Consider the following 24,040-nt stretch of genomic DNA (forward strand, 5'->3'; position numbering starts at 1 on the left):
GTGCTTCGCGTGACAGGTTGTGGGGCCCCGGTGACCGTAGGAGTCTCCGGGGCTGACTTCCTGTGGGGGAATGCATGCACTCACGTGCTTCCGGCACGCCTGTCCGGCGTGCCCGCAGACCGGTGCGCTACGGACTTTCAGCCGCGCTGGCAACACTGTCGCTGCTCGCTCCGGCCTCGCCGGTGTTCGCCGCGCCGTCGCCGGCGGATCCGGGTCCCGCGTCGGTGTGGGGCAAGAAGACCGACTTCCAGGTTCCGCCGGTGAAGGTCGGCAAGACCCAGCCCGTGCCCGGCGTGGCTGAGGCCGAACCGACGAGGGAGCAGGCCGCGTGGCGGGCGCAGCAGAAGGAACGTGCGCGTACCGGTGAGATACCCGAGCCGCCGAAGGCGCCGTCCGCTTCGGCGGGGACCGGTGCGGCGGCGACCGTGTACGTCCCGGAGGACCAGGGCGCGGTGCCCTGGCACAAGATCTCGGACTTCCGGATCACCGACTCCCTGGTGGCGAGGATCAATCTCTCCACCGGCAACCTGATGCTCGCCGCCACCGACTTCGAGATCGCAGGTGTCGGCAAGAAACTGCGTCTGGCGCGGACGTACAACTCCTTCGACGCGCCGTGGGGCAAGGTGTCCCAGCGGTGGTGGCAGGAGTACGAGCGCTATCTGCACATGTTCACCGGCGAGGTCGTCCTCTACGACGCCACCGGGGCCACGGTCCGCTTCACCGAGAACGCCGACGGCACCTACACCACGCCCAGGGGCTGCTCGAAGGACCTGAAGAAGAACGCCGACGGCACCTACACGCTGACCGACCGCAAGTCCGGCTCGAAGGACACCTACGACGCGCACGGCACGCTGACCGAGGTCACGGACAGGAACAAGGGCGCCATCACCGTCGACCAACACGACGAGGGAGCCGAGCACAAGGGCTTCAAGCTCACCGAGACCCGCTCCGGCCGCTGGATCGACCTGGTCAAGACGGACGCGAGCCAGTGGCAGGCCAAGGACCACACCGGCCGCACCGCCGTCTTCGACCTCAACGCGGCCGGCGACCTGGCCAAGACCACCGACACCGAGGGCAAGCCGACCGTCTTCGGCTACGACTCCTCGCGCCGTCTGACGAAGATCACCACACCTGAGGGACGGGTCACGGTCCTCACCTACGACGACCACAACCGCGTGCGCTCCATGCTGCGGGCCACCGACTTCAACGGCTCCGGCCACACCGGCCCCACCTACACCTACACGTACGCGAACACCGACCCGTCGGCGGCCGGGACGACGACGGTCACCGACCCCGAGCAGCACGCCACGAAGCACGAGCACAACGCCGACGGCGGCGTCACCAAGGTCACCGACGCACTCGGGCACACCCGCAAGAGCACCTTCGACGCCAACCACAACATCGACACGGCCGAGGACGCCATGGGTGTCGCCGGCGCGGCCGGGAACGTCACGGACTACGGCTGGGACTCCCGCAACAACCCCACCTCCGCCGAGCTGCCCACCGGCGCCACCGCGTCACTGACCGGGTATCAGACCATTTCCGGCGCGGACCTGCCCGGCACGTTCACCAGCGCCGACGGCGAGAAGACCGACTACACCTACGACACGGCCGGCAACACCAAGTCCGTCGCCGTCACCGGCACCGGCGGCGGCAGGCGCACCTTCGACTACAACCCCGCCACCCCCACCTGCAACGGCTTCGAAGGCCAGACCTGCAAGGTCACGACCACCATGTCGGCCACCAAGTCGGTCTCGACCTCGTTCCTCTACGACACCAAGGGCAACCTGTCCAAGGTCACCCCGCCCGCGCCCCTCGGTTCCACCACCTACACCTACGACGCGCTGGGCCGGCCGGAGACGGTCACCGACGGCCGCGGCATCAAAACGGTGTACACCTACGACGACCGCGACCGGATCACTCAGGTGTCCTCCACCGACGCCACCGTGCGCTACCACTACGACGGCGACGGCAACCTCAGACAGCGCGACGACGGCACGGGCGTGACCAAGTACGAGTTCGACCCGCTGTCCAGGGAGACGGTCCGCACCCTGCAGAACGGCTCACAGACCAAGCTCACCTACACCCCGGCCGGCAACGTCGACACCTACGAGGACCCGGCCGGCGTCACCGACTTCACCTGGAACGAGGTCAACAAGCTCGCCGAGCTGAAGGACCCGACCGGAAAGACCACCACGTACAAGTACAACGCCAACGACTTCCGGACCACGACGACGTACCCCGGCGGCACGGTTCAGGAGGTCACCCCGGACAAGTCCAGCCGGCCCGAGAAGATCAAGGCGACCTCACCCAGGGGCACCCTGGTCGACCTCGCCTACTCCTACTCCAACGCCGGTACGGACGGCGCCAGGATCCGCACCCGGACCGACGCCGTCACCGGCCTGAAGACCACGTACACCTACGACAGCGCCGGCCGCTTCTCCTACGCCAAGGAGGAGAAGGGCACCACGCTGAACTCCTCCTGGCAGTACTGCTACGACCAGGCCGGCAACCTCACCAGCCAGGGCGTCGAGCAGGGCTGCCCGCGCGGCACCACCTACACCGTCAACGACGCCCAGCAGATCACCGCCAAGAACGGCTCCACCACCAACTGGTCCTACGACAGGACCGGCAACGAGACCGCCGGCGCCTCGACCCCCGAGGGCACCCGAACCGGGGAAACCTGGTCCGACTACAGCCAGTTGACGTCGATCACCGTCGCCGGCCAGACATACGCCGGGCAGTACGGCTCCACCGACCAGAGCGAGCGCGTCAAACTCGGTGACACCTTCTTCCACAACGGCCCGCTCGGCCTCTCGGCCAAGACCACGGCCGGCGTCGACATGGGATTCAACCGGGAACCCGGGGGCACCTTGAACTCCATGACGACCGGGGGTAAGTCGTACTACTACCTCACCGACGCGATCGGCTCCGTCGTCGCGCTCGCCGACGAGACCGGCACCAAGGTGAACACCTACGGCTACAGCCCACGCGGCGTCGAACGCGGCACCACCACCGAAAAGGTCTCCCAGCCCTACCGGTTCGCCGGCGGCTTCCAGGACCCGACCGGCCTGTACCACTTCTCGGCCCGCTATTACGACCCCCACAACGGCCGCTTCACCAGCCCCGACCCCTCCGGCCAGGAGAAGAACCCCTACCTCTACGCCGAAGGCGACCCCGTCAACCGCATCGACCCTTCAGGGCTGGCAGCTTGGCAGATCGGCGGCGAAATCTGTGCCGGTGTGTGCCTCGGCGGCGGCTATGCCGAAGACGACCAGGGTGAAGGAGGGGGATTCTTCAACATCGGCGTGGGCTCTCCCGGCGTCTCCGGCGGATACGAGGGAAGCACGGGCGACGCAAGTGCCGGTCCGTCGGCGTACGGCAAGTGCCAAGCCGGCTTCGGCAGCATCGGGGGCCAACTGGCCCAAGGCGGCGACTTCGCGCTGACCGGTGGTCTGGGCGGCCCCAGGGCCTCGACCCCCAAGTGCTCCGGTGGTCTGCAGGTCCAGTTCTGACGAACCCTCGCCGTGAGCGGCCACCGGCCGCCCACGGCCTTCGGTGAAAGGAAAAGAGAATGGACATCAGGACGCTGGCTGCGGAGGGCAAGGAGCCGGTAACCGGGCCGTTGCTGTACTTCCTCATCGGTGTCGCAGTGCTCTTCGCCGTGATCATCGCTGTACGGCTCCTGCGTAAGAGGTGAATTACTATTACTGGCGATGGGAGAAACCGATGAATGAGCGCACCCTGGTGGGAATCGGCGCGGTGATCATCGGAATTATGCTGATGCTCGGAAGTCAGGCCCTTGCCAGGCGCTCGATGAAGAACGAGAACGTCTTCGGCAGAGCCAATCGCGAAAAGCCCGCCATGGCCAGAGTCATGCCCGTGGTGGTCGGAGCCGGTATGACGCTGTGCGGAGTGCTCGTACTCACGGGTGTCTTGGGAGTCCAGTAGCCGCCGTTCCGGTACTGAACGGCTCCCGTCACCGCCCCGCCGGACTGCTCTCGGTCGGTGACGCACTCGGCATCGCCGGTACAGCAGCCGGTGCTGCGGCAATGCTGCCCATCGGCCGGGCGGCCACCGGCGGAACCTCCGTCGCTCGGACGAAGCAGCGTGACAACCGCCCCGACAAGGCGGCATCGGCGGTGATCGCGTCGGCTACCTGTTCGACGGTATGTCCGTCGGTGTCGATGCGCAGATCACCGATCCCGGCATCCTCGAGGCCGGCGGCCGATGCCACCGCCCGGTCGGCGACGTGGCGCAGGTGTGTGCCGGACTGCCCCCGCAACGGGTCGCCCGGTTGGGCCCAACTGCCGCCTTGGCCACGGGACATGATGCGTTCCGTCAGGTGCTGCCGTCCGGCGTGCAGTCGGCACAGCGTGATCTCGGTCGCGGGCAGCGCCTCGGCGTACGCCGTGACCGTGGCCTCGTCCTCGACCGGGCCGGACATGATCAGGCACTGGGCCCCGGCCGCACGGTAAGTCCGCCACACGGCGGCCAGGTTGCGGGCCTTGAGCCGATGGTGGGCGGGATCATCCGGAACCGGACGGCAGAAGCCGAGCTGGTCGAGGTCGAGATACGCGGCGGTGGCACCAGTGCGCAGGACTCTTCGGTAGACCTCGAAGCCGACCGTCGACTTGCCGACACCGGTCGCGCCGCACAGCCACAGAACCGGAAGTTCAGCGGAAGGCTCCGCCCGCGCCGTGGCCGAGCTCCTGCCCGCGGCGGTGACCGCCGACGGCTCGGGCGCGTCAGCCGGCCGGTCGAGAGCCGAGGCCGGCCATCCGCCGGTTCGCTCCCCGACACGCCGCGCCACCTCGTCCACCAGCAGTCCGCTGGTGTCGACGCAGGCGTCCGCAAAGGTGCTCGCGTCCAGGGCGTCGGCTTCCCGCAGCACCTCGTCGACCAACTCGGCAGGCCCTCCGCGACCGGTGAACCGCTGCCGCAGCACCTCCCGGTCGGCACGCAGGCGGCAGACCGTCACCGCGGCCTGCGGGATCTGGTCGACATGCACCCCGCAGGCGGGATCGACGACACCCGAAACGATGAGACACCGGGCACCGGCCGCACGGAAACCGGCCAGCACCGCATCGACATTGCGTGCCTTCATCCGGTGCCGCCCTGGGTCCCCCGCAGGCTCGGGGTAGCAGATCCCCAACTGGTCGATGTCGACGAAACAGCTCTCGATCCCGGTCCGTACGAGGTGGGAGTACAGCTCCCAGGCGACCGAGGTCTTGCCGACTCCCGGCGGCCCGCAGAGCCACAGCACGGGGAACACGGCGCCCCTCACCAGCTTGCCGCCAGATCAGGGCGACGCGCCGTGAACCGGCGAAGCGCGGGTTCGCTGACAGAGACCATGGCCCGGGATTCTCTCCGTCGCGCCCACGCTTGTCGACAGATTTTGGCGCCCGCGAACGCCCCCACGAGGATCAGCGGCGCGGCGCCCGGTCCGTACGGGTGCGGTTTTCCGCAGGGTGAATGGTGCGGAAAACACCACCGGACCGGCTGGACGTGCTGCCGTTCAGCGACAGCGAAGGCCGCGCCGAACTGCTTTCCGTTGTGCTCGGTGGTCCGCTGCCGGAGTCGGTGACGATCTACCCGCCGTTCTTCGCCGAGCACGGGCTGAACACGACGCACCCCCGCCCCCTGGCGTGAGTCAGGCGCTCTCACCACGGCCGCTGGGGCCGGGCCCGCCTGCCGAGCAGCAGGCCGCGCGGTTCCGGGGGCGGTGGTGTGCCGGGGCGCAGCGGCCAGGCGATCAGCATGCCGGCCAGGAAACCCGCGACGTGCGCCAGATACGCCACGTCGCCGGCGGCGGAGACGGCCTCTCCGGACGAGTACACGGCCTGGAGGGCGAACCACAGCCCCAGGACGATCCACGCGGGCAGCCTGAGCGGCAGGAAGACCAGGAAGGGCACCAGGACCCAGACGCGGGCCTTCGGATACAGCACGAGGTAGGCGCCGAGGACACCGGCGATCGCCCCGGAGGCGCCGATCAACGGGGCGCCCGAGTCGGAGTTCGCGAGGGCGAAAGCGTACGCGGACGCGTAGCCGCACACCGCGTAGAAGAGCAGGAAGCGGACGTGGCCCATGCGGTCCTCGATGTTGTTGCCGAAGATCCACAGGAACAGCATGTTGCCCAGCAGGTGCAGCCAGCTGCCGTGCAGGAACATCGCCGTCAGGACGCTCAGCTCCGGGGACTTGTCGTAGGGCGGCGGGCCGACCACGCAGCCCGCTCCCCGCGGGCCCACGCCGATGTCTCCCGTGGGCACCAGCCGCGGCAGCTGATGGTGGATCAGCTCCTGGGGTACCGCCGCGTAGTGGTCCAGGAACGCCTGGAGGTGACAGAGCTGGGCCAGACTGCTCTCGCCCGCGATGGAGCCCGCCAGGCCGGGGGTGCGCAGGAACACGACGAAGTTGGCCGCGATCAGGGCGTACGTCACCCACGGGGTGCGCCGCACCGGGTTGACGTCATGAACGGGGATGACCACATCACACCTGTGCCCCGAGCGCCGCCGGTGAATCGGCCGGGCCGGTGAACGCAGCCGTCCGGGCGTGCGTATGTGTCGGCAACCGCCCGCGGCGCGGGGAAGGCGGGTCGCGGGGCCGACGTGAGGATCAGGCGATGAACGACCGAGTTACTCCTCCGATGCACGCGCTGCCGGACGGTGAGGCGGAGCTGACGCTGGTGGTGCGGCTTCCCTGGGAGGACGTGGCGCGCCTCGGCCAGGAGGCCGGGCGGCTGGCGTCCCAGATGCGGCGGCCGGTGACGCTGGAGGAGGCGGTGAGCCATCGGCTGCGTTCGTCGCGGGTGGCCGCGCACGCGAAGCCGGCGGGGGAGCAGCCGCCGGCCGTGACGTCTTCGGCGTCGGTTTCGTCGTTGCCGTCCCGGCCGCCGGCGGAGCAGGCGCGGCAGGCGATCGACCGGATCACCGGCACGGCCGGGACCGCGTAGGGGCTCGCCGTAGGGGTGCGGGTGCGCTGCCGGGGTGCGGGTTCGTCGTGGCTGGTCGCGCGGTTTCCCGCGCCCCTTGGGGCATGCGCCTTCACCGTCCCTCACACAGAACCGCGCACCTTCGCCGCCGCCTTGCGGGCCGCCACCAGCACCGGGTCCCAGACCGGGGAGAAGGGCGGGGCGTAGCCCAGGTCCAGGGTCGTCATCTCCTCCGCCGTCATGCCCGCCGTGAGGGCGACCGCCGCGATGTCGACCCGCTTGCCCGCGCCCTCCCGGCCCACGATCTGGACGCCCAGGAGGCGGCCCGTACGGAGTTCGGCGAGCATCTTCACCGTCATGGGGGAGGCGTTCGGGTAGTAGCCCGCGCGGCTCGTCGACTCGATGGTGACCGCCTCGAAGCGGAGCCCGACGCGGTGGGCGTCCTTCTCGCGCAGACCGGTGCGCGCGATCTCCAGGTCGCATACCTTGCTGACCGCCGTGCCGACCACGCCCGGGAACGTGGCGTAGCCGCCGCCGACGTTGGTGCCGATGACCTGGCCGTGCTTGTTGGCGTGGGTGCCGAGGGCGATGTGCCGCTCCTGGCCGGAGACCAGGTCGAGGACCTCCACGCAGTCACCCCCGGCCCAGATGTTCTCGTGGCCGCGCACCCGCATCGAGCGGTCCGTGAGGAGCCCGCCGTGGGTGCCGAGCGGGAGGCCGGCCGCCCTCGCGAGGGCCGTCTCGGGGCGCACCCCGATGCCCAGCACGACCACGTCCGCCGGGAACTCGCGGTCCTGGGTGGCCACCGCCCTGACCCGGCCGTCGTCCCCCGTGAGGATCTTCGTCACCTCGGCGTCGTTCACCATCGTGATGCCCAGGCCCTCCATGGCCTCGTGCACCAGGCGCCCCATGTCGGGGTCGAGGGTCGACATGGGCTCGCTGCCACGGTTGACGACCGTCACCTCGTAGCCCCGGTTGATGAGCGCCTCGGCCATCTCCACGCCGATGTAACCGGCCCCCACGACCACCGCGCGACGGCCACGCGTGCGTGCCAGCGAGTCGAGCAGCTCCTGGCCGTCGTCCAGCGTCTGCACGCCGTGCACCCCGGGGGCGTCCATGCCCGGCATGTCCGGCCGGATCGGCCGGGCACCGGTCGCGATCACGAGCTTGTCGTACGACGTCCAGGACTCGGCGCCGGAGTCGAGGTCCCGGGCGCGGACCCGCCGCCCATCGAGGTCGAGCTCCGTGACCTCGGTGCGCAGCCGCAGGTCGATGTCCCGCGCGCGGTGCTCCTCGGGCGTGCGGGCGATGAGCCGGTCCCGGTCGGTGACGTCGCCGCCCACCCAGTACGGGATGCCGCACGCCGAGTACGACGTGAAGTGGCCCCGTTCGAACGCCACGATCTCCAGCTCGTCGGGGCCCTTCAGACGGCGCGCCTGCGACGCCGCGGACATCCCCGCGGCGTCGCCGCCGATCACGACCAGTCGCTCCCCGCGCGTACGGCTCTTGTTCATGCGAACACGCTACGGGAGCAGGGCACTTCAGTCCTCCTCGCCGGACTCCCGGGCCGGGGCGGACTCCGGCGCGGACTCCGGGGCGGTCCGGGCCACCGGCAACGGGCCCAGCGCGCTCGCCGCGGAACCGGAACCGGAACCAAAACCGGAACTGGGAGCGGAAGCGGAAGCGGAAGCCGATGCGGAAGCGGGTCGCGGACGGCGCGGCAGGCGGGGCCGTACGACACGCAGCCACAGCAGGACGATCACGGCCGTCACCGCGGCGAACGGCAGGACCGCGCCGAGCACCACCGCGAGCCAGCGCAACATCGTCACGAACGCGTTCCAGCCGCCCGCGAGCGCGTCCAGGAACCCCGGGTCGCCCTCCTCCTTCTTCTCCGGCTTCTTCACCGGTGTCTCGGACAGCGACAGCGTGATGGTGGCCAGGCTCGTGCGGTCCTTCAGGGACGCCTGCCGGGCCAGCAGCGCCTCCAGGTCGGCCTGGCGGGAACTCAGCTCGCCCTCCAGCGTCACCACGTCGCTGAGCTTGGTGGCCCGGTCCATCAGCTCGCGGATCCGGGCCACGCTGGCGCGCTGCGAGGTGATCCGGCTCTCCACGTCCACGACCTGGTCGGTGACGTCCTCGGCCTTCGCGCTGCGGTCGAGGAGCTTGCCGGCGCCCTCCAGACCGGCGAGGACCTCGTCGTACTTCTCGACGGGCACGCGCAGCACGACCCGGGTGCGTTCGCGGCCCTCCGCGTCCCGGGTGGTGGTCTCGTTGCCGACGTAGCCGCCCGCGTTCTCGGTGCGGGTGCGGGCCTCCTCCAGGGCCTTCGGGACGTCCTTGACCTGCACGGTCAGCGAGGCCGTGCGGATGATGCTCGCGGTGAGCTTCGGCGGCGCGGTCGCCCTGGAGCCGCTGCCGGCCCCGCTGCCGGTCCCGCTTCCGGCGCTGCCCGGGGCGGCCTCCTTCGCCCCCGCCTCGGGCCCGGCGTAGCCGCGGTCGGCCGTGGTGCTGCCGGCGGAGTCCTCGCCCCCGGCGCTGCACCCCGTGAGGGCGAGGGCCGCGGCCAGGAGGAGCGCGGCCAGGGCCGGGACGGGGCGTCGTACGGATCGTCGTGTGCGCATGGGCATCCCCCGGAGGTCGATTCAGCTGTCGCTTCTTCGACGCCCGGACGGCGCCGGACGTTTGGCCCGCGACGGTTCCGATGCGGTCACGGTCGGGACTCGGCCGGGACACCGGGTCGCGGCGGCGCTGTCAGCGGGGTCTGAGAGGCTGGGGTCATGCGCGAAGTTCAAGCCCGTGCGGGCACGGGGCAGGTCGTCGTCATCGGGGCGGGCATCGCGGGCCTGGCCGCTGCTCACCGGCTGCTGGAGCGCGGGGCGCGGGTGACCGTGCTGGAGGCCTCCGAGCGGGTCGGCGGCAAGCTGCTGCCCGGGGAGATCGCGGGCGCGCGCGTGGACCTCGGCGCCGAGTCGATGCTGGCCCGCCGCCCCGAGGCGGTGGCGCTCGCGCGTGCGGTGGGCCTCGCCGACCGCCTCCAGCCGCCCGCCACCGCGACGGCCTCGATCTGGACGCGCGGCGCCCTGCGCCCCATGCCCAAGGGCCATGTCATGGGCGTGCCCGGGACGGCGGCCGCCCTGTCCGGCGTGCTGTCCGACGCGGGCCTCGCCCGCATCGAGCGCGACGCCGAGCTGCCCCGCACGGAGGTCGGCGACGACGTGGCCGTCGGGGAGTACGTGGCGGCGCGCCTCGGCCGTGAGGTCGTCGACCGACTGGTGGAGCCCTTGCTGGGCGGGGTGTACGCGGGCGACGCCTACCGCATCTCGATGCGCTCGGCCGTGCCGCAGCTCTTCCAGGCCGCCCGGTCCCACGCCTCCCTGACGGAGGGCGTCCGCGAGATCCAGGCCAAGGCGGCCGCCGCCCGGCAGACCGGCCCGGTGTTCATGGGCATCCAGGGCGGCGTGGGCACCCTGCCGCTCGCGGTGGCGGAGTCGGTCCGCGCCCGCGGGGGCGAGATCCTCACCGGCGCCCCGGTGACGGAGCTGCGCCGAGAGGCCCGGCAGGACGCGGCCGGCGAGGCCTGGCGCGTGATCGCCGGCGACCGGGTGCTGCACGCCGACGCGGTGGTCCTCGCCGTCCCCGCGCCCGCCGCCGCCCGGCTGCTGCGCGCCGAGAGCCCCGGGGCCGCCGCCGAGCTCGACACCGTCGAGTACGCCTCCATGGCCCTGGTCACCCTCGCCTACCGCCGCGCCGGGACGGCACTGCCCGACGGCAGCGGCTTCCTGGTGCCGCCGGTCGACGGGCGCACCATCAAGGCCTCCACCTTCGCCTCCCGGAAGTGGGGCTGGATCGCCGAGGAGAACCCGGACCTGCTCGTCCTGCGCACCTCCGTCGGGCGGTACGGCGAGACGGACATCCTCCGGCGCGACGACGAAGAGCTGGTGGAGGTGTCCCGGCACGACCTGAAGGCCGCGACCGGCCTGGACGCCACCCCCGTCGCCACCCGCGTCACCCGCTGGGACGACGGACTGCCCCAGTACCCGGTCGGCCACCACGCGCGCGTGGCCCGCGTCCGCGAGCACGTCGCCCGGCTGCCCGGGCTCGCCGTCTGCGGCGCCCCGTACGACGGCGTCGGCATCCCGGCCTGCGTCGCGAGCGCGTACGCCGCCGTCGACCAGATCCAGGGCGACCTGCGCGGTGTGGAGGAACTCACCGCCCACCCGGTGCAGAGCCTGCACGGCGGAGCGGGAGAATGAGGAGCATGAGTGACGACGCCTCCACCACCCCCTCCGGCACCGCGCCCGACCGCATCCCGAACAAGGGCAAGCTGGCCAAGGACCTCAACGAGGTCATCCGCTACACGCTCTGGTCCGTCTTCAAGCTGAAGGACGTGCTCCCCGAGGACCGCGCCGGGTACGCCGACGAGGTCCAGGAGCTGTTCGACCAGCTCGCCGCGAAGGACGTGACGATCCGCGGCACGTACGACGTGTCGGGCCTGCGCGCCGACGCCGACCTCATGATCTGGTGGCACGCGGAGACCAGCGACGCGCTGCAGGAGGCGTACAACCTCTTCCGCCGCACCCGGCTGGGCCGCGCCCTGGAGCCCGTCTGGTCGAACATGGCGCTGCACCGCCCCGCCGAGTTCAACCGCTCGCACATCCCGGCGTTCCTCGCCGACGAGACGCCCCGGAACTACGTGAGCGTCTACCCCTTCGTGCGCTCCTACGACTGGTACCTGCTGCCCGACGAGGACCGCCGCCGCATGCTCGCCGACCACGGCAAGATGGCCCGCGGCTTCCCCGACGTGCGCGCCAACACGGTCGCCTCCTTCTCCCTGGGCGACTACGAGTGGATCCTCGCCTTCGAGGCCGACGAGCTGTACCGCATCGTCGACCTCATGCGCCACCTGCGCGCCTCGGAGGCCCGCCGGCACGTCCGCGAGGAGGTCCCCTTCTTCACGGGCCGCCGCAAGGACATCGCCGACCTGGTCGCCGGTCTGGCCTGATCAGCGCGCCGTCCCGGCCCGCTCCGGGGCCGCCGGCCGCGGCTCGGCTGCGGGAGCCGGCTTCGGCTCGGCGTGCGGCGCGCACTCCGCGCGCCGCCCCGGCAGCCGGCCCTGCAGCAGATACGCCTCCATGTGCCCGTTGACGCAGGCGTTCGGCCCGCCCGCCAGGCCGTGGGCGCCGGCGTCCCGCTCCGTCACCAGGATCGAGCCCGCGAGACGGCGATGGAGTTCCAGGGCACCGTCGTAGGGCGTGGCGGCGTCCCGCTCGGCGGCCAGGATCAGCGTCGGCGGCAGCTCGCCCGGCCCGGCGAAGACGTCCAGCGGCCGTTGCCGGGGCGCCCGCCAGTAGGCGCACGGCAGGTTCGTCCACACGTTGTGCCAGGTCTCGAAGGGCGCCACCCGCGCGAGCCGGGTGTTGTCCCGGTCCCACACCGCCCAGTCCGTCGGCCAGGGTGCGTCGTTGCACTCGACGGCCACGTAGACCGCGCGCGCGTTCTCCGCCTCGGCGGCGGCCTCCGGATGCCGGGCCGCCTGCTCGACCAACGGCCCGGGATCGCCCTTCAGGTACGCCGACAGCGCGTGCGCCCGGTGCGGCCACTGGTCGTCGTAGTACCCGGCCTGCAGGAACGCGCCCTGCAACTGGCCCGGCCCGACCTTCCCGCCCGCCGGTTCGGCGGCCAGTCGTGCCATCGCCCGCTCGTAGCCGCGCCGCACCTCCCGCGCGGTCCTGCCCAGCCCGTACACGGCGTGGTGCCGGGCGATCCACCGCCGGAAGTCGAGCCAGCGGCCCTCGAACGCCGCCGACTGGCCGAGGTTGTTGCGGTACCAGATCCGCTCCGGGTCGGGGTCGACGGCCGAGTCGAACACCATCCGCCGTACGTGCGCGGGGAACAGCGTCGCGTAGAGGGCGCCGAAGTACGTGCCGTACGACGAGCCCAGGAAGGTCAGCCGCTCCTCGCCGAGCGCGGCGCGCAGCACGTCGAGGTCGCGGGCGTTGTTCAGCGAGTGGTAGTGCCGCAGCGCCTCGCCGGCCCGCTCGGCGCAGCCGCGCGCATACGCCCGCGCCTGCGCGATCCGTTCCTTCTTGTACGCCTCGGAAGGATGTGTCGGTGCTTGCGTGGGCCCCTTGAAGAACTGCTTCGGGTCCGTGCAGGACAGCGGCGCCGAACGTCCCACCCCGCGCGGGGCGTAGCCGACGAGGTCGTACGCGGCGGCGATCCGCTTCCACTCCGGGAGCAGCCCGATGAGCGGGAAGTACAGGCCCGTGGCGCCCGGCCCGCCGGGGTTGTACACCAGGGCGCCCTGCCGGGGGACCTCGCGCGTGCCGTGGTGCGGGTCCTTGCGCGTGGCCCGGGCCCGGCTGACGGTCAGTTCGATCTGCCGGCCGTCCGGGCGGGCGTAGTCCAGCGGGACGGTCACCGTGCCGCAGCGCATGCTGCCCGGCAGGTCCTGCGCGTCCGGGCACGGGCCGAAGTCGACACCGGCCGCCTTCGCGCGGGCCGCGGCCACGGCGGTGCCGCGCATCTCGGCCGCTCCCGACCGGTCCGTTGCGGCGCCCGGGGCGGCGGTGAGGGCGCTCAGCAGCAAGGACCCGGCGGCCGAGTAGAGGAGGGCGGCTCTCATCGCGTATCCCTTCGGTGCACGGTGGCGACGGAAGGGATGCTTCGTCCGGCGGAGGGGGAAGGCAAGCACTGTCCGCCGGTGTCGGCGCCAATGCCCCGAGTGCGCCCCCGCTCTGTCAGTCGTGCGCCTCGCGGTGCGTGAAGGCGGCGCGCAGGTCCGGTTCGCCGATCGCGCTGACGCCGCGCACGGCCACGGAGGTGAGGTACGTACGGTCGTCGGCGGCGCCGTCCGCGTCCCGGGTCAGCGCGCCGAGCAGCCGCTGACCGGCCGGGGAGGCCCAGCGCGAGTACGGATGGATCTCGATCCGCGCGACCGCCAGGCAGCTCAGGGCCAGGGTGAGCGGCAGCGCGAACCACAGGGCGACCAGGTGCCGCGGCATGTCCGGCGGGAGGGGCGTCAGCAACGCGGCCCCGCCCAGCCCGAGGACGGCGAGCGCCGCCCCGCGCACCTGCCGGACCGCCGCCGCGACCGTCGTACGGGCGCTGTCCGGCACCGCCAGGCCCGCGCGCACCAGCCCGTCGGCGATCCCGCGCACCGCGTCCGCCGCGGCGGCGGTGGTCCGCACCGGCGCGATACGGGACTGCCCCTCGGGGCCGATGGCCCCTATGACCGACCGCTCCATCTCGTCCCGCCCGCGCGGATCGACGACCGTCGCCCAGCCGGTGTGCGCCAGGAGCAGACGGCGCTGGCGCGCCATGGCGACGAGCGTCACGTCGGCGACCCGCCGGGGGCCGCCGGAGAGGAACGCGGCTTCGTACAGCGTGAGTTCACGGACGCGGCCGGTGTCCGCGTCGATGGCCGCGGCGCGCACGGCCGCCAGGCACAGGCGCGTGCACGCCGTGCCGGCCACGGCCCAGGCCGCCAGCAGGAAAAGAACCCAGAGCATATGTTGTTTGTATGTGACACGGTCGTGAAAGCACCATGCCTCGTTCACGATCCGGACGGAGTGTTGTCGGTATGTGACGTTCCGCTTCACCGGCCCGGGGGCGGGCTGTAGGCGGGCGGCGGGAGCGGATAGGTCGAGCCGGGGAGCGGGCCGGCGGGCGGGACCGGGGCCGCAGGCGCGGACGTGCTCTGCCCGGCCAGGTCGCGGGCCACCGCGTCGAAGTCGACGTAGCCCGTGGCCTCCAGGACCTTGATGTGGTCGAGGACGGTGGTGTTGGCGTCGTCGGCGAGCTGCCGTACGAGGGAGTTGCGGGTGCTCGCGCGGACCTGCGCGACGACCGAGAACACCCTGCCGTGGGCGATCCGCAGGATGTTGGCGAACCGGCGGTCGTACTCCGCGCCCCGCGCCTCGTCCAGGGTGGCCAGCCACTGCTTCTGCTCGTCGCTGGGCTCCTCGGGCAGGGCGAGGTCCAGCCGGGAGGCGACGTCGAGGACCCGCTCGTCCAGGAACCGGTGCCCCTCGACGAGGTGCCGGCCCGCCGTCCGGACGGCCGGCGTGGTCCCCTTCGCCCGCGCCTGCCGCCCCGCGGGCAGTTCCCACAGTCCGGCCAGCCGCACCTTGACGAGGAATTCCTGGTCGAGGGCGGACAAGGGCCCGTAACTCGTCTGCAGCGTCTGGGCGCTGAGCACGCTCGGTGCCGCTCCCGGCCGGTCGGTGAAGGACCAGAGGGAGAAGACCAGCGCGGCGAGCGTCGCCGTCAGGCACGTGACGATGAGCCCGGTGCCGCTGACGACGCCTCGGCCCTTGACGGGGGGTCGCGGTCGCATGGTGGTGCCTCCTGGTACGGCACCGCACGCTAGTGCGCTTCGGGTGCGGAGTTGACATGTTACTGGGTGGTCTACGTCAACTGCCGTACAGAACCAAAGGGTTGCATCGGGGGCAGGACGGGACGATTGGGGGAGACGCGAAGGGGGACTCGCCGGGCGAAGAGGAACAAAACATTCCATGGCTTCGGGCGGGCGCCCCCGGGGTGTTGACCCCGGCACAGTCGGCCCCGCACGGCGGAGCAGGGTGACTAGCCCACCCGGGTCCTTGGGGCCGCCCGGACACCACCGCGGCGGTGTGGCCCGTGGCCGCCGCCCGCCCGATGGGCCATGTTGCTGACCGTCGGGTTGATCGGCCCGAGCGGAAGCGAAGGAGACCTCGCGGTGGGTGAGCTGTACATCGACGGCATGTGGACAGCGGCGGCGGCCGGCGGGCGCCGGGACGTGATCAACCCCTACGACGCGTCCGTCGTCACCACCGTCGACGAGGCCGACGCCACCGACGTGGACCGCGCCGTGCGCGCCGCCCGCCGCGCCTTCACCGAGGAGGACTGGGCGAACGCCCCCTCCCGCCGCCGCGCCGACCTGCTGCTGCGCGTCCACGACCTGCTGCTGCGCGACAAGGAGGACATCGCCCGCACCGAGACACACGACACCGGCAAGACGCTCACCGAGGCGCGCATCGATGTCGAGGACGTGGCGAACGCCTTCCGCTACTTCGCCGAACTCGCCGGCAAGGACGGCGGCCGGGTCGTGGACGTCGGCCCGCACGTCCTCAGCCGCGTCGTCTACCAGCCGGTCGGCGTGTGCGCGCTCATCGCCCCCTGGAACTACCCGCTGCTGCAGGCCTCCTGGAAGGTCGCCCCGGCGCTCGCCGCCGGCAACACCTTCGTCCTCAAGCCCAGCGAGACCACACCGCTCACCACCATCGCCATGATCCGGCTCATCGAGGAGGCCGGCGCCCCGCCCGGCGTCGCCAACCTCGTGCTGGGCTCGGGGGCGAGCGTCGGCGCGGCCTTGACCGGCCACCCCGACGTCGACCTCGTGTCCTTCACCGGAGGCCTCGCCACCGGGCGCCGGATCATGGCCGCCGCCGCCGAGGGGCCGAAGAACATCGCCCTCGAACTGGGCGGCAAGAATCCCAACGTGGTCTTCGCGGACGCCGACTTCGACGCCGCCGTCGACTACGCCCTCGACGCCGCCTTCCTGCACTCCGGGCAGGTCTGCTCGGCCGGCTCGCGCCTGCTCGTCGAGGACTCGCTGCACGACCGGTTCGTCGAGGCCCTCGCCGCCCGCGCCCGGGCCATCCGGCTCGGCAACGGCCTGGAGGAGGGCACCGAGAGCGGACCGCTCAGCTCCGCCGAGCACCGCGAGAAGGTCGAGGGCTACATCGCCGTCGCCCAGGAGGAGGGCGCCCGGCTCGTCACCGGCGGCACCCGCCCCGACGACCCCGCCCTGAGCCGCGGCTTCTTCCTGCTGCCGACGATCTTCGCCGACTGCGACCGCACCATGCGCATCGTCCAGGAGGAGGTCTTCGGCCCGGTGGTCACCGTCGAGCGCTTCACCACCGAGGACGAGGCCGTGGAACTGGCCAACGACACCCGCTACGGCCTGGCCGGCGGCGTGTGGACCTCCGACGCGAGCCGCGCCCAGCGCGTCGCCCAGCGGCTGCGCCACGGCACCGTGTGGATCAACGACTTCCACCCCTACGTGCCGCAGGCCGAGTGGGGCGGCTTCGGCCGCTCCGGCGTCGGACGCGAACTCGGCCCCACCGGGCTGCGCGAGTACCAGGAGGCCAAGCACATCTACCAGAACCTCGCCCCCGCCCCGTCCGGCTGGTTCAAGGGCTGACGCGCCGCACCGCACCACCCAGGAAAGGCACCGCATGGCCACCACTCCCGCGCACGGCATCGAGTCCGCCCACGACTACGTCATCGTCGGCGGCGGCACCGCCGGCTGCGTGCTCGCCGCCCGGCTCAGCGAAGACCCCGACTGCCGCGTCTGCGTCATCGAGGGCGGCCCCAGCGATGTCGGCGACGAGCGCATCCTGCGCCTGCGCAACTGGATCAACCTGCTCGGCTCGGAGTTCGACTACGGCTACACCACCGTCGAACAGCCGCGCGGCAACTCCCACATCCTGCACTCCCGTGCCCGCGTGCTCGGCGGCTGCTCCTCCCACAACACCCTCATCAGCTTCCTGCCGCTGCCGCAGGACCTCGACGACTGGGTGAGCCGCGGCTGCTCCGGCTGGGACCCGGCGACGATCCTGCCCTACCGCGACCGGCTGCTCACCGAGATCGTCCCGGTGGCCGAAGCCGACCGCAATCCCATCGCCAAGGACTTCGTCACCGCCGCCTCCCGCGCCCTCGGCGTCCCCGTCGTCGACGACTTCAACGCCGAGCCCTTCGCCGACGGCACCGGCTTCTTCTCACTGGCCTACCAACCGGAGGGAAACCTGCGCTCCTCCGCGTCCGTCGCCTACCTCCACCCCGTCCTGGACCGCCCCAACCTCACCCTCCTGCTGGAGACCTGGGCGCACCGGCTGATCCCCGACGAATCGGGGCGGCTGACCCGCGTCGCCGTCCGGGGCGCCGACGGCGAACCCGCCACCGTGCGCGCCGAACGCGAACTCCTGCTGTGCGCCGGGGCCATCGACACCCCCCGCCTGCTGATGCTCTCCGGCATCGGCCCGGCCGACGACCTGCGCGCCCTGGGCATCGACGTCCGGGCGGACCTGCCCGGCGTGGGGGAGAACCTGCTGGACCACCCCGAGTCCGTGATCGTCTGGGAGACCGAGGGCCCGCTGCCGCCCAACTCCGCGATGGACTCCGACGCCGGCCTGTTCCTGCGCCGCGACAAGAACCAGCCGCGCCCCGACCTGATGTTCCACTTCTACCAGGTGCCGTTCACCGTCAACACCGAACGCCTGGGCTACCCCGTACCGACCTACGGGGTGTGCATGACGCCGAACGTGCCGCGCGCCCGCTCCACCGGCCGCATGTGGCTGCGCAGCAAGAACCCCGCGGAGCACCCCGCCCTGGATTTCCGCTACTTCACCGACCCCGAGGGCCACGACGAGCGCACCATCGTCGACGGGCTGCGGGTCGCCCGCGAGGTCGCCGCGACCGACCCGCTGCGCGACTGGCTCGTCCGCGAGGTCGCGCCCGGCCCGGACGTCGTCTCCGACGCCGACCTGTCCGAGTACGGGCGCCGCGCGGCGCACACCGTCTACCACCCGGCCGGCACCTGCAGGATGGGCTCCCCGGACGACCGGCTGGCCGTGTGCGACCCCGACCTGAGACTGCTCGGCGTCGAAGGCGTGCGGATCGTCGACGCGTCGGTGTTCCCGACAATGCCCACGATCAACCCCATGGTGACCGTGCTGCTCGCCGCCGAACGCGCCGCCGACCTCATCACCGGCCGTCCCGGGCCCGCGGAACGGAGGGCCGTGCGGTGACCGGACCGCAGCCTCCCGCCCCGGCCACCGGCACCCCGCAGGGGGAGCCCGGCTCGGAGTTCCGCAAGGACATGGGCCCGTGGGCCAACTTCGCCCTCGGCTTCACCTACCTCTCCCCGGTGGTGAGCACCTACACCCTCTTCGGCACCGCGCTCCTCGACGGCGGGCCGCCGATGATCTGGGCGTTCGTGCTCGCCGGCTGCGGCCAGTTCCTCGTCGCGCTCGTCTTCGGCGAGATCGTCGCCCAGTACCCCATCGCGGGCGGCGTCTACCCGTGGGCGCGCCGGCTGTGGGGCAAGCGCTGGGCGTGGATGACCGGCTGGGTGTACATGTGGGCGCTGCTGGTGACCATCACCTCGGTCGCCTACGGCGCCGGCCCCTACATCGCCATCCTCTTCGGCTTCGACCCCACCGTGCACACCACCGTGCTGTGCACCGCGGTGCTCATCGTCGTCGCCGTCCTCATCAACTACGCGGGCACCAAGGCACTGTCGGCGGCGGCGGTGATCGGGTTCGCCGGTGAGCTCGTCGGCGCCCTCGTCGTCGGCATCTACCTGCTGGTCACGCACCGTCACCACGGCCTCGGCGTCGTCTTCGACTCCTACGGCGCGGAGGGGGACGGCTCCTACCTGCCGGCGTTCCTGGCCGCCGCCATCATCGGTTTCTACCAGTACTACGGCTTCGAGGCGTGCGGCGACACCGCGGAGGAGGTCGCCCACCCGGGCCGCGTCATCCCGAAGGCGATGCGCCGCACCATCTACATCGGCGGCGCGGCGGCCACGTTCACCTGCATGTCGCTGCTGCTGTCCGTGACGGACTTCAACGCGGTCATCTCCGGCGAGCAGGCCGACCCGGTGGTCGACGTGCTGTACGACGCCATGGGGGAGACCGGGGCGCGGCTGGTGATGGCCGTGGTGCTGATCTCCTTCCTGTCCTGCACGATCAGCCTCCAGGCCGCGGCCGGGCGGCTCATCTACTCCTACGCCCGCGACGAGATGGTCGCCGGGCACCGGCTGCTGCGGCGGTTCTCCCACGCGCGTGCCGTGCCCGGCTATGCGCTGCTGGTGTCGGCGGCCGTCCCCCTGCTCATCGCCTTCGGCTCGCTGCTCTCCGAGGACGCCCTCACCAACATCGTCTCCTTCGCGATCCTCGGCATCTACGGCTCGTTCCAGATGGTGGTCCTGGCCGCCCTGCGCGCCCGGCTCAAGGGGTGGCGCCCGGCCGGGGAGTTCACCCTGGGCCGCTGGGGCCTCGCGGTGAACGCCGGTGCGCTGGCCTACGGCGCCTTCGCCATCGTCAACATCTGCTGGGCGCGCAGCCCGGAGAAGCCCTGGTACGAGAACTGGATCGTGCTGCTGTGCGGCGGGGTGGTGCTGGGCAGCGGTCTGCTCTACATGTTCACCACACACCACTACGGCCGCGGCGACGCACCGGCGGGCGACGCGGTACCACAGCACCGAGAGCCGCCCCGGGCGGACTTCCGCCCGGGGCACGGCTGAGCCGGAACGGGCAGACCGGGCACCACAGGGCGGCACGCGGCGCAGGCGAGGGCGTGCGCGGCCGGCGAGCGCGGTACGGCCGGCCTGCGGTGATGCTCAACGTCGGAGCAGTGCCCTGCGTGTGGCGTGGGCCAGGCGGTGGGTGGGGCGTCGGGAGCGTGGGGTGGGGCCCGAGCGCTCCTGCCACCACTGGCGCAGGGCCCGCCGTGCCCGGGTGTCCCGAGGCCGTCCGGCGTGCAGCAGGTGCTCGGCGAAGGTGAGGGCGTCGCGGCGGTAGCCGTCCGTCATCGGGTGGGTCTGGGCGTAGCCGAGGAACGCCGGGCGGTAGTCCGCCCCGAGGATCTCCGGCAGCTCGGGCGCGACCTTCGCCACGACGTCGGCCCGCTTCGCGGCGAGCGCCCGCGCCTGGACGCCGACCCGCACCCGGTCGAACCCCTCGGGCACGGGCGTCCCGGCGACCAGCGCCGACAGCAGCGCGGCCTGCGCGAGCCCGAGCCGCTGCCGGGCGGCACCGGCGTCCTCCGGGTGGGGCAGGCCGGAGGCGCCCCGTGTCGCCCCGGCCGCCCCGGTCTCGTCGCCCTCCCGCGATGCCCCGGGCAGGTCCGTCTCCCCTCGGACGGCCGCCCGGCCCGCCGAACGCAGCTCCGTCTTCACGCGCTCGACGGCTCCCGCCTCCAGGGCCCGCCGGATCGCGGCCAGCTCGCCCTCCAGCTCGGCCGGTTCGGGGAAGTTCTCGTCGCGTTCCAGGAGGACACCCGGCGGGGACACGCGGGAGGCGAGGTCGGTCAGGATGTCGAGGACCGGCTCGGGGACGGGGTGGGCGTGGCTGTCGTGCCAGACGCCGTCGCGCTCGAATCCGCCCGCGACATGGACGTACGCGATGGCCTCCAGCGGCAGCTCGGCGAGGGCCTTGGCCGGGTCCTCGCCGCGGTTGACGTGGTTGGTGTGCAGGTTGGCCACGTCGACGAGGAGGCGGACGCCCGTGCGGTCGGCCAGCTCGTACAGGAACTGGCCCTCCGTCATCTCCTCGCCCGGCCAGGAGATCAGCGCGGCGATGTTCTCCACGGCCAGCGGCACGGGCAGCGCCTCCTGCGCGATCCGCACGTTCTCGCACAGCACGTCGAGGGCGTCCCGGGTCCGGGGGACGGGCAGCAGGTGGCCCGCCTCCAGGCGCGGGGACGCGGTCAGGGCGCCGCCCGCCCGTACGAACGCGATGTGCTCGGTGACCAGCGGCGAACCCAGCGCCTCCACCCGCTCGGCGAGCGCGGCCAGGCGGCCCTCGTCGGGCCGGTCCGCGCCGCCGAGCCCGAGCGAGACGCCGTGCGGCACGACGGTGATGCCGCGTTCGCGCAGCCGCCGCAGCGACTCGGGCAGATGCCCGGGGCAGACGTTCTCGGCCACCGCCTCGACCCAGTCGATGCCCGGCATGCGCTCCACGGCGTCCGCGATCTCCGGTCGCCACCCGATGCCCGTCCCCAGTCGCTCCATCGTCCCCTCCTCCGCACGGCGCGATCCTCGAACGTGAGGGGGGTATGGCCCAGCCGCCCGCCCGCGAACCCCGCGGGGGGTTCCTTCAGAGCAACATTTGAGGTTCGGCCCCACCGACGGAGGCGCCGGGCTCGCGCCGTCCCCCGATGCGTCGTAGACCGGACCTATGCGCGAAGGCAGCGAGCAGGCGCACCGCCCCGCGCGGAAGCAGCGACCGGAGCCGGGGGCTCCGGCCGCGGTCCGTCGGCTGTGGGCCGGTGCCGGGGCGCTGGTCGTGGCCGTCGGCGCGGCCTACTTCCTGCTCCCCCTGGAGGGGCTCGGCGCCGACCGCCCCTGGCTGGGCTGGCCGCTGTTCCTGTTGTGCCTGGGAGTGGTCGCCGCGCTGCTGCTGCGCCAGGTGCGCGACGTGGTGCTGGAGAAACCGCACACCCGCTCGGGCCTCATGATCTCGCTGCTGATGTGCCTGGCCGTGCTGGTCTTCTCGTCCGGCTACTACGCGCTCGCCCAGCAGCCGGGCCAGTTCACCGGCCTGCGCACCCGCGTCGACGCGCTGTACTTCACCGTCGTCACACTGGCGACCGTCGGCTACGGCGACATCACCCCGCGCGGGCAGGAGGCCCGCCTGGTGACCGTCGTGCAGATCCTGTACACGCTCGTGTTCCTCACGGCGGCGGCCACGGCGCTGACGCGCCGGCTGCACACGGTCGTCGCCGCGCGCGACCGGCGCCCGCCGCCGTCCTGACGGATCCCGGGCGGCGCCTACATCGCGCGCGTGGAGCGGTAGTTGAACACCGACCACAGGACGAACAGGCCGGTCACGATCATGATGATCGACCAGAACGGCTGGTACGGCAGCCACATGAAGTTCGCGATCAGCGCCAGTCCGACCACGACCGCGCCCACCATCCGGGCCCAGGTCGCCCCGGTGAACAGGCCGAACCCGGCCACCACCACGAGCACGCCGACGATGAGGTGGATCCAGCCCCACGCGGTCAGGTCGAACTCGAAGACGTAGTCGCCGAAGCTCGTGTACACCTCGTCGTCGGCGATCGCCGTGATGCCCTGGAGCACCGCGAAGAGGCCGTAGACGACCATCAGGGTGCCGCCGAGAGCGAGACCCCCGGCCGCCCACGTGTCGCCGGGACCGCCCGGGCCGCGGTCGCCGGGCGACCGGTCGTCGGGGGCGGGCGGAGCGGGGGGAGGGGGCGCGGCGCTGGTCATGGCTGCCTCCTGGGTCGAGGTTGTCCGGTAACCCCACTGGAGCACCCGTCCACGCCCGGCGCGCCCGCGGCTACTCCGAACGGGTGACCGCCGGGCCGCCGCTCCGGTACGGCTCCCGGCGCAGCGCCGGGTGGTCCGCGACGACCGTGCACGAGCCGGGCGCGATCTCCGTGAAACCCGCGTCGCGGACCAGCGGCAGCCCGGAGCCGGTCAGAGCGGACCAGCGGGCCGGGTCGGCCGTCCGTACGGCGAGCGGGAAGCCCGCCTCCTGCCAGGCGGTCCGGTCCGCGTCGGACAGCTCCCACCAGGCCAGTTGGGCGGCGTGCCCCGCCTGGGCCATCGCCTTGCCGGCCGACATGCCGAGGTCGGGGTTCAGCCACAGCACGGGGGCGGCCGGGTCGGCGTCCACCGGCGGTTCCGGGTCGTCCAGGTCGGTGCCGGAGACCTGGAGCCGGGCGAGGTCCTTGGGCCAGCCGTCGAGCGGGACGGGCGGGTAGACCCGCACCTCGGCGGACTTGCCGGTGAGCGTGATGCCGGGCAGGGCCTCGGCCCGCCGCCACTCGGCGCCGCGGGCCCGCCGCACCACCTTGCGGATCCGGGCGTCCTGCCAGTCCCGCATCGCCCCCGCCCACGCGCCCTCGCCGGCCGACCGCTCGTCGCCCAGGATCGTCAGCACGGCCCGGGCGGCCGTCTCCAGCGCGTCCGTGCGCGCCGGCGGGTCACCCCGCTCGATCCGCACGACCAGCGGCAGCACGAACTGCGGCGCCGTGTCGCGCGCCGAGGGCTCGGACCGGAAGGGGCTGTCACTCACGGGTGTGGGGTCTGCGCTCACGGCTCCCAGTGTGCCAGCCGGAAGATCGCCCGGACCGGGCCCGTCCCCGCCGGTCAGCCCGAGCAGGACGTGCGTTCCGCCTCCCGCCACTCGCAGACCGGGCAGAGCGTGATGCCCCGGTACGACTCCGGGTACTCCGTCGGCTCCCGGCACAGCACGCACTCCGCGTACGGAGGTCCGTCCGCCCGGGGCGGCCTCGCCGCGTCGATCAGGCAGTAGTCGTCCTCGCTCATATGTCCAGCGTAGGACGGTCAGGGCCGATCGCCCACGGCCGAGC

Annotated in this window: 22 protein-coding genes; 11 read left to right on the forward strand and 11 right to left on the reverse strand. The window is 72.5% G+C overall.

Features of this window, described 5'->3' with window-relative positions:
* Positions 1-74 precede the first annotated feature (74 nt).
* From C1703_RS30760 to C1703_RS30765, 3 genes are read left to right on the forward strand one after another with little or no spacing between them, the layout of a single operon-like run.
* The gene (locus C1703_RS30760) at positions 75-3,515 is read left to right on the forward strand and encodes an RHS repeat-associated core domain-containing protein (RefSeq protein ID WP_114255889.1); all 3,441 of its coding nucleotides are present in this window, start codon (positions 75-77) and stop codon (positions 3,513-3,515) included.
* A gap of 59 nt (positions 3,516-3,574) precedes the next feature.
* Entirely contained in the window at positions 3,575-3,700 is a 126-nt protein-coding gene (locus tag C1703_RS40220) for a hypothetical protein (protein ID WP_267974922.1), read from the forward strand.
* A 29-nt stretch (positions 3,701-3,729) separates the two neighbouring features.
* Positions 3,730-3,951, forward strand: a complete 222-nt coding sequence (locus C1703_RS30765) for a hypothetical protein (RefSeq protein WP_114255890.1) — start codon at positions 3,730-3,732, stop codon at positions 3,949-3,951.
* A gap of 28 nt (positions 3,952-3,979) precedes the next feature.
* On the opposite strand, the gene C1703_RS30770 is transcribed toward C1703_RS30765, so the two are convergent.
* Positions 3,980-5,275 (reverse strand): AAA family ATPase, encoded by a 1,296-nt coding sequence (locus C1703_RS30770; protein ID WP_232840636.1) that lies wholly within the window; start codon positions 5,273-5,275, stop codon positions 3,980-3,982.
* A 203-nt stretch (positions 5,276-5,478) separates the two neighbouring features.
* Between C1703_RS30770 and C1703_RS39120 the strand changes: the two genes are divergently transcribed.
* Positions 5,479-5,652, forward strand: coding sequence for a hypothetical protein (locus tag C1703_RS39120; RefSeq protein WP_198678501.1), 174 nt, complete (start codon positions 5,479-5,481; stop codon positions 5,650-5,652).
* Positions 5,653-5,663: 11 nt separating this feature from the next.
* On the opposite strand, the gene C1703_RS30775 is transcribed toward C1703_RS39120, so the two are convergent.
* Entirely contained in the window at positions 5,664-6,488 is an 825-nt protein-coding gene (locus C1703_RS30775; protein ID WP_114255891.1) for a rhomboid family intramembrane serine protease, read from the reverse strand.
* Between the two features lie 134 nt (positions 6,489-6,622).
* Here C1703_RS30775 and C1703_RS30780 point away from each other — a divergent pair, with 134 nt between their 5' ends.
* Entirely contained in the window at positions 6,623-6,952 is a 330-nt protein-coding gene (locus C1703_RS30780) for a hypothetical protein (protein ID WP_114255892.1), read from the forward strand.
* A 101-nt stretch (positions 6,953-7,053) separates the two neighbouring features.
* Here the strand turns inward: C1703_RS30780 and C1703_RS30785 are convergent, their stop codons facing one another.
* Together C1703_RS30785 and C1703_RS30790 are read right to left on the reverse strand one after the other, a co-directional pair.
* Positions 7,054-8,445: an FAD-dependent oxidoreductase gene (locus C1703_RS30785; RefSeq protein WP_114255893.1), complete on the reverse strand. Its 1,392-nt coding sequence runs from the start codon at positions 8,443-8,445 to the stop codon at positions 7,054-7,056.
* A 27-nt stretch (positions 8,446-8,472) separates the two neighbouring features.
* Entirely contained in the window at positions 8,473-9,552 is a 1,080-nt protein-coding gene (locus C1703_RS30790) for a DUF4349 domain-containing protein (protein ID WP_114255894.1), read from the reverse strand.
* A gap of 156 nt (positions 9,553-9,708) precedes the next feature.
* Between C1703_RS30790 and hemG the strand changes: the two genes are divergently transcribed.
* Positions 9,709-11,184 (forward strand): protoporphyrinogen oxidase, encoded by a 1,476-nt coding sequence (hemG, locus tag C1703_RS30795; protein WP_114255895.1) that lies wholly within the window; start codon positions 9,709-9,711, stop codon positions 11,182-11,184.
* Positions 11,185-11,189: 5 nt separating this feature from the next.
* A complete protein-coding gene (hemQ, locus tag C1703_RS30800) occupies positions 11,190-11,933 on the forward strand; it encodes a hydrogen peroxide-dependent heme synthase (RefSeq protein WP_114255896.1) in 744 nt (247 codons plus the stop codon).
* Here hemQ and C1703_RS30805 read toward each other — a convergent pair whose 3' ends face one another.
* From C1703_RS30805 to C1703_RS30815, 3 genes are all read right to left on the reverse strand, one after another.
* Positions 11,934-13,556 carry an alpha/beta hydrolase gene (locus C1703_RS30805; protein ID WP_114255897.1) on the reverse strand — a complete coding sequence of 541 codons (1,623 nt, stop codon included), beginning with the start codon at positions 13,554-13,556 and terminating at the stop codon, positions 11,934-11,936.
* Positions 13,557-13,671: 115 nt separating this feature from the next.
* Positions 13,672-14,442 (reverse strand): TIGR04222 domain-containing membrane protein, encoded by a 771-nt coding sequence (locus C1703_RS30810; RefSeq protein ID WP_114255898.1) that lies wholly within the window; start codon positions 14,440-14,442, stop codon positions 13,672-13,674.
* A gap of 86 nt (positions 14,443-14,528) precedes the next feature.
* On the reverse strand, positions 14,529-15,269 hold the full coding sequence (locus C1703_RS30815; RefSeq protein WP_114255899.1) for a DUF4142 domain-containing protein: 741 nt from the start codon (positions 15,267-15,269) through the stop codon (positions 14,529-14,531).
* A gap of 381 nt (positions 15,270-15,650) precedes the next feature.
* Between C1703_RS30815 and C1703_RS30820 the strand changes: the two genes are divergently transcribed.
* The 3 genes from C1703_RS30820 to C1703_RS30830 are packed head-to-tail and all read left to right on the forward strand — an operon-like array spanning position 15,651 to position 20,222.
* A complete protein-coding gene (locus C1703_RS30820; RefSeq protein ID WP_114255900.1) occupies positions 15,651-17,117 on the forward strand; it encodes an aldehyde dehydrogenase family protein in 1,467 nt (488 codons plus the stop codon).
* Between the two features lie 34 nt (positions 17,118-17,151).
* Complete coding sequence (locus C1703_RS30825) at positions 17,152-18,723, forward strand: GMC oxidoreductase (RefSeq protein ID WP_114255901.1); 1,572 nt, start codon at positions 17,152-17,154, stop codon at positions 18,721-18,723.
* Positions 18,720-20,222, forward strand: a complete 1,503-nt coding sequence (locus C1703_RS30830) for an APC family permease (RefSeq protein WP_232840637.1) — start codon at positions 18,720-18,722, stop codon at positions 20,220-20,222. The genes C1703_RS30825 and C1703_RS30830 overlap by 4 nt, the downstream gene beginning before the upstream one ends.
* A gap of 96 nt (positions 20,223-20,318) precedes the next feature.
* Here the strand turns inward: C1703_RS30830 and C1703_RS30835 are convergent, their stop codons facing one another.
* Positions 20,319-21,710 carry a DUF692 domain-containing protein gene (locus C1703_RS30835; RefSeq protein ID WP_114255902.1) on the reverse strand — a complete coding sequence of 464 codons (1,392 nt, stop codon included), beginning with the start codon at positions 21,708-21,710 and terminating at the stop codon, positions 20,319-20,321.
* Between the two features lie 166 nt (positions 21,711-21,876).
* Between C1703_RS30835 and C1703_RS30840 the strand changes: the two genes are divergently transcribed.
* Positions 21,877-22,452: a potassium channel family protein gene (locus C1703_RS30840; protein WP_114255903.1), complete on the forward strand. Its 576-nt coding sequence runs from the start codon at positions 21,877-21,879 to the stop codon at positions 22,450-22,452.
* Positions 22,453-22,469: 17 nt separating this feature from the next.
* Here the strand turns inward: C1703_RS30840 and C1703_RS30845 are convergent, their stop codons facing one another.
* The 3 genes from C1703_RS30845 to C1703_RS30855 all read right to left on the reverse strand — a co-directional run bounded on the left by C1703_RS30845 (position 22,470) and on the right by C1703_RS30855 (position 23,996).
* Positions 22,470-22,931 carry a hypothetical protein gene (locus tag C1703_RS30845; RefSeq protein ID WP_114255904.1) on the reverse strand — a complete coding sequence of 154 codons (462 nt, stop codon included), beginning with the start codon at positions 22,929-22,931 and terminating at the stop codon, positions 22,470-22,472.
* A 70-nt stretch (positions 22,932-23,001) separates the two neighbouring features.
* Complete coding sequence (locus C1703_RS30850; RefSeq protein WP_198678318.1) at positions 23,002-23,763, reverse strand: peptidyl-tRNA hydrolase; 762 nt, start codon at positions 23,761-23,763, stop codon at positions 23,002-23,004.
* A gap of 53 nt (positions 23,764-23,816) precedes the next feature.
* A complete protein-coding gene (locus tag C1703_RS30855) occupies positions 23,817-23,996 on the reverse strand; it encodes a hypothetical protein (RefSeq protein ID WP_114255905.1) in 180 nt (59 codons plus the stop codon).
* Positions 23,997-24,040 lie beyond the last annotated feature (44 nt).

This window comes from Streptomyces sp. Go-475 (assembly GCF_003330845.1).
GTDB lineage: Bacteria > Actinomycetota > Actinomycetes > Streptomycetales > Streptomycetaceae > Streptomyces.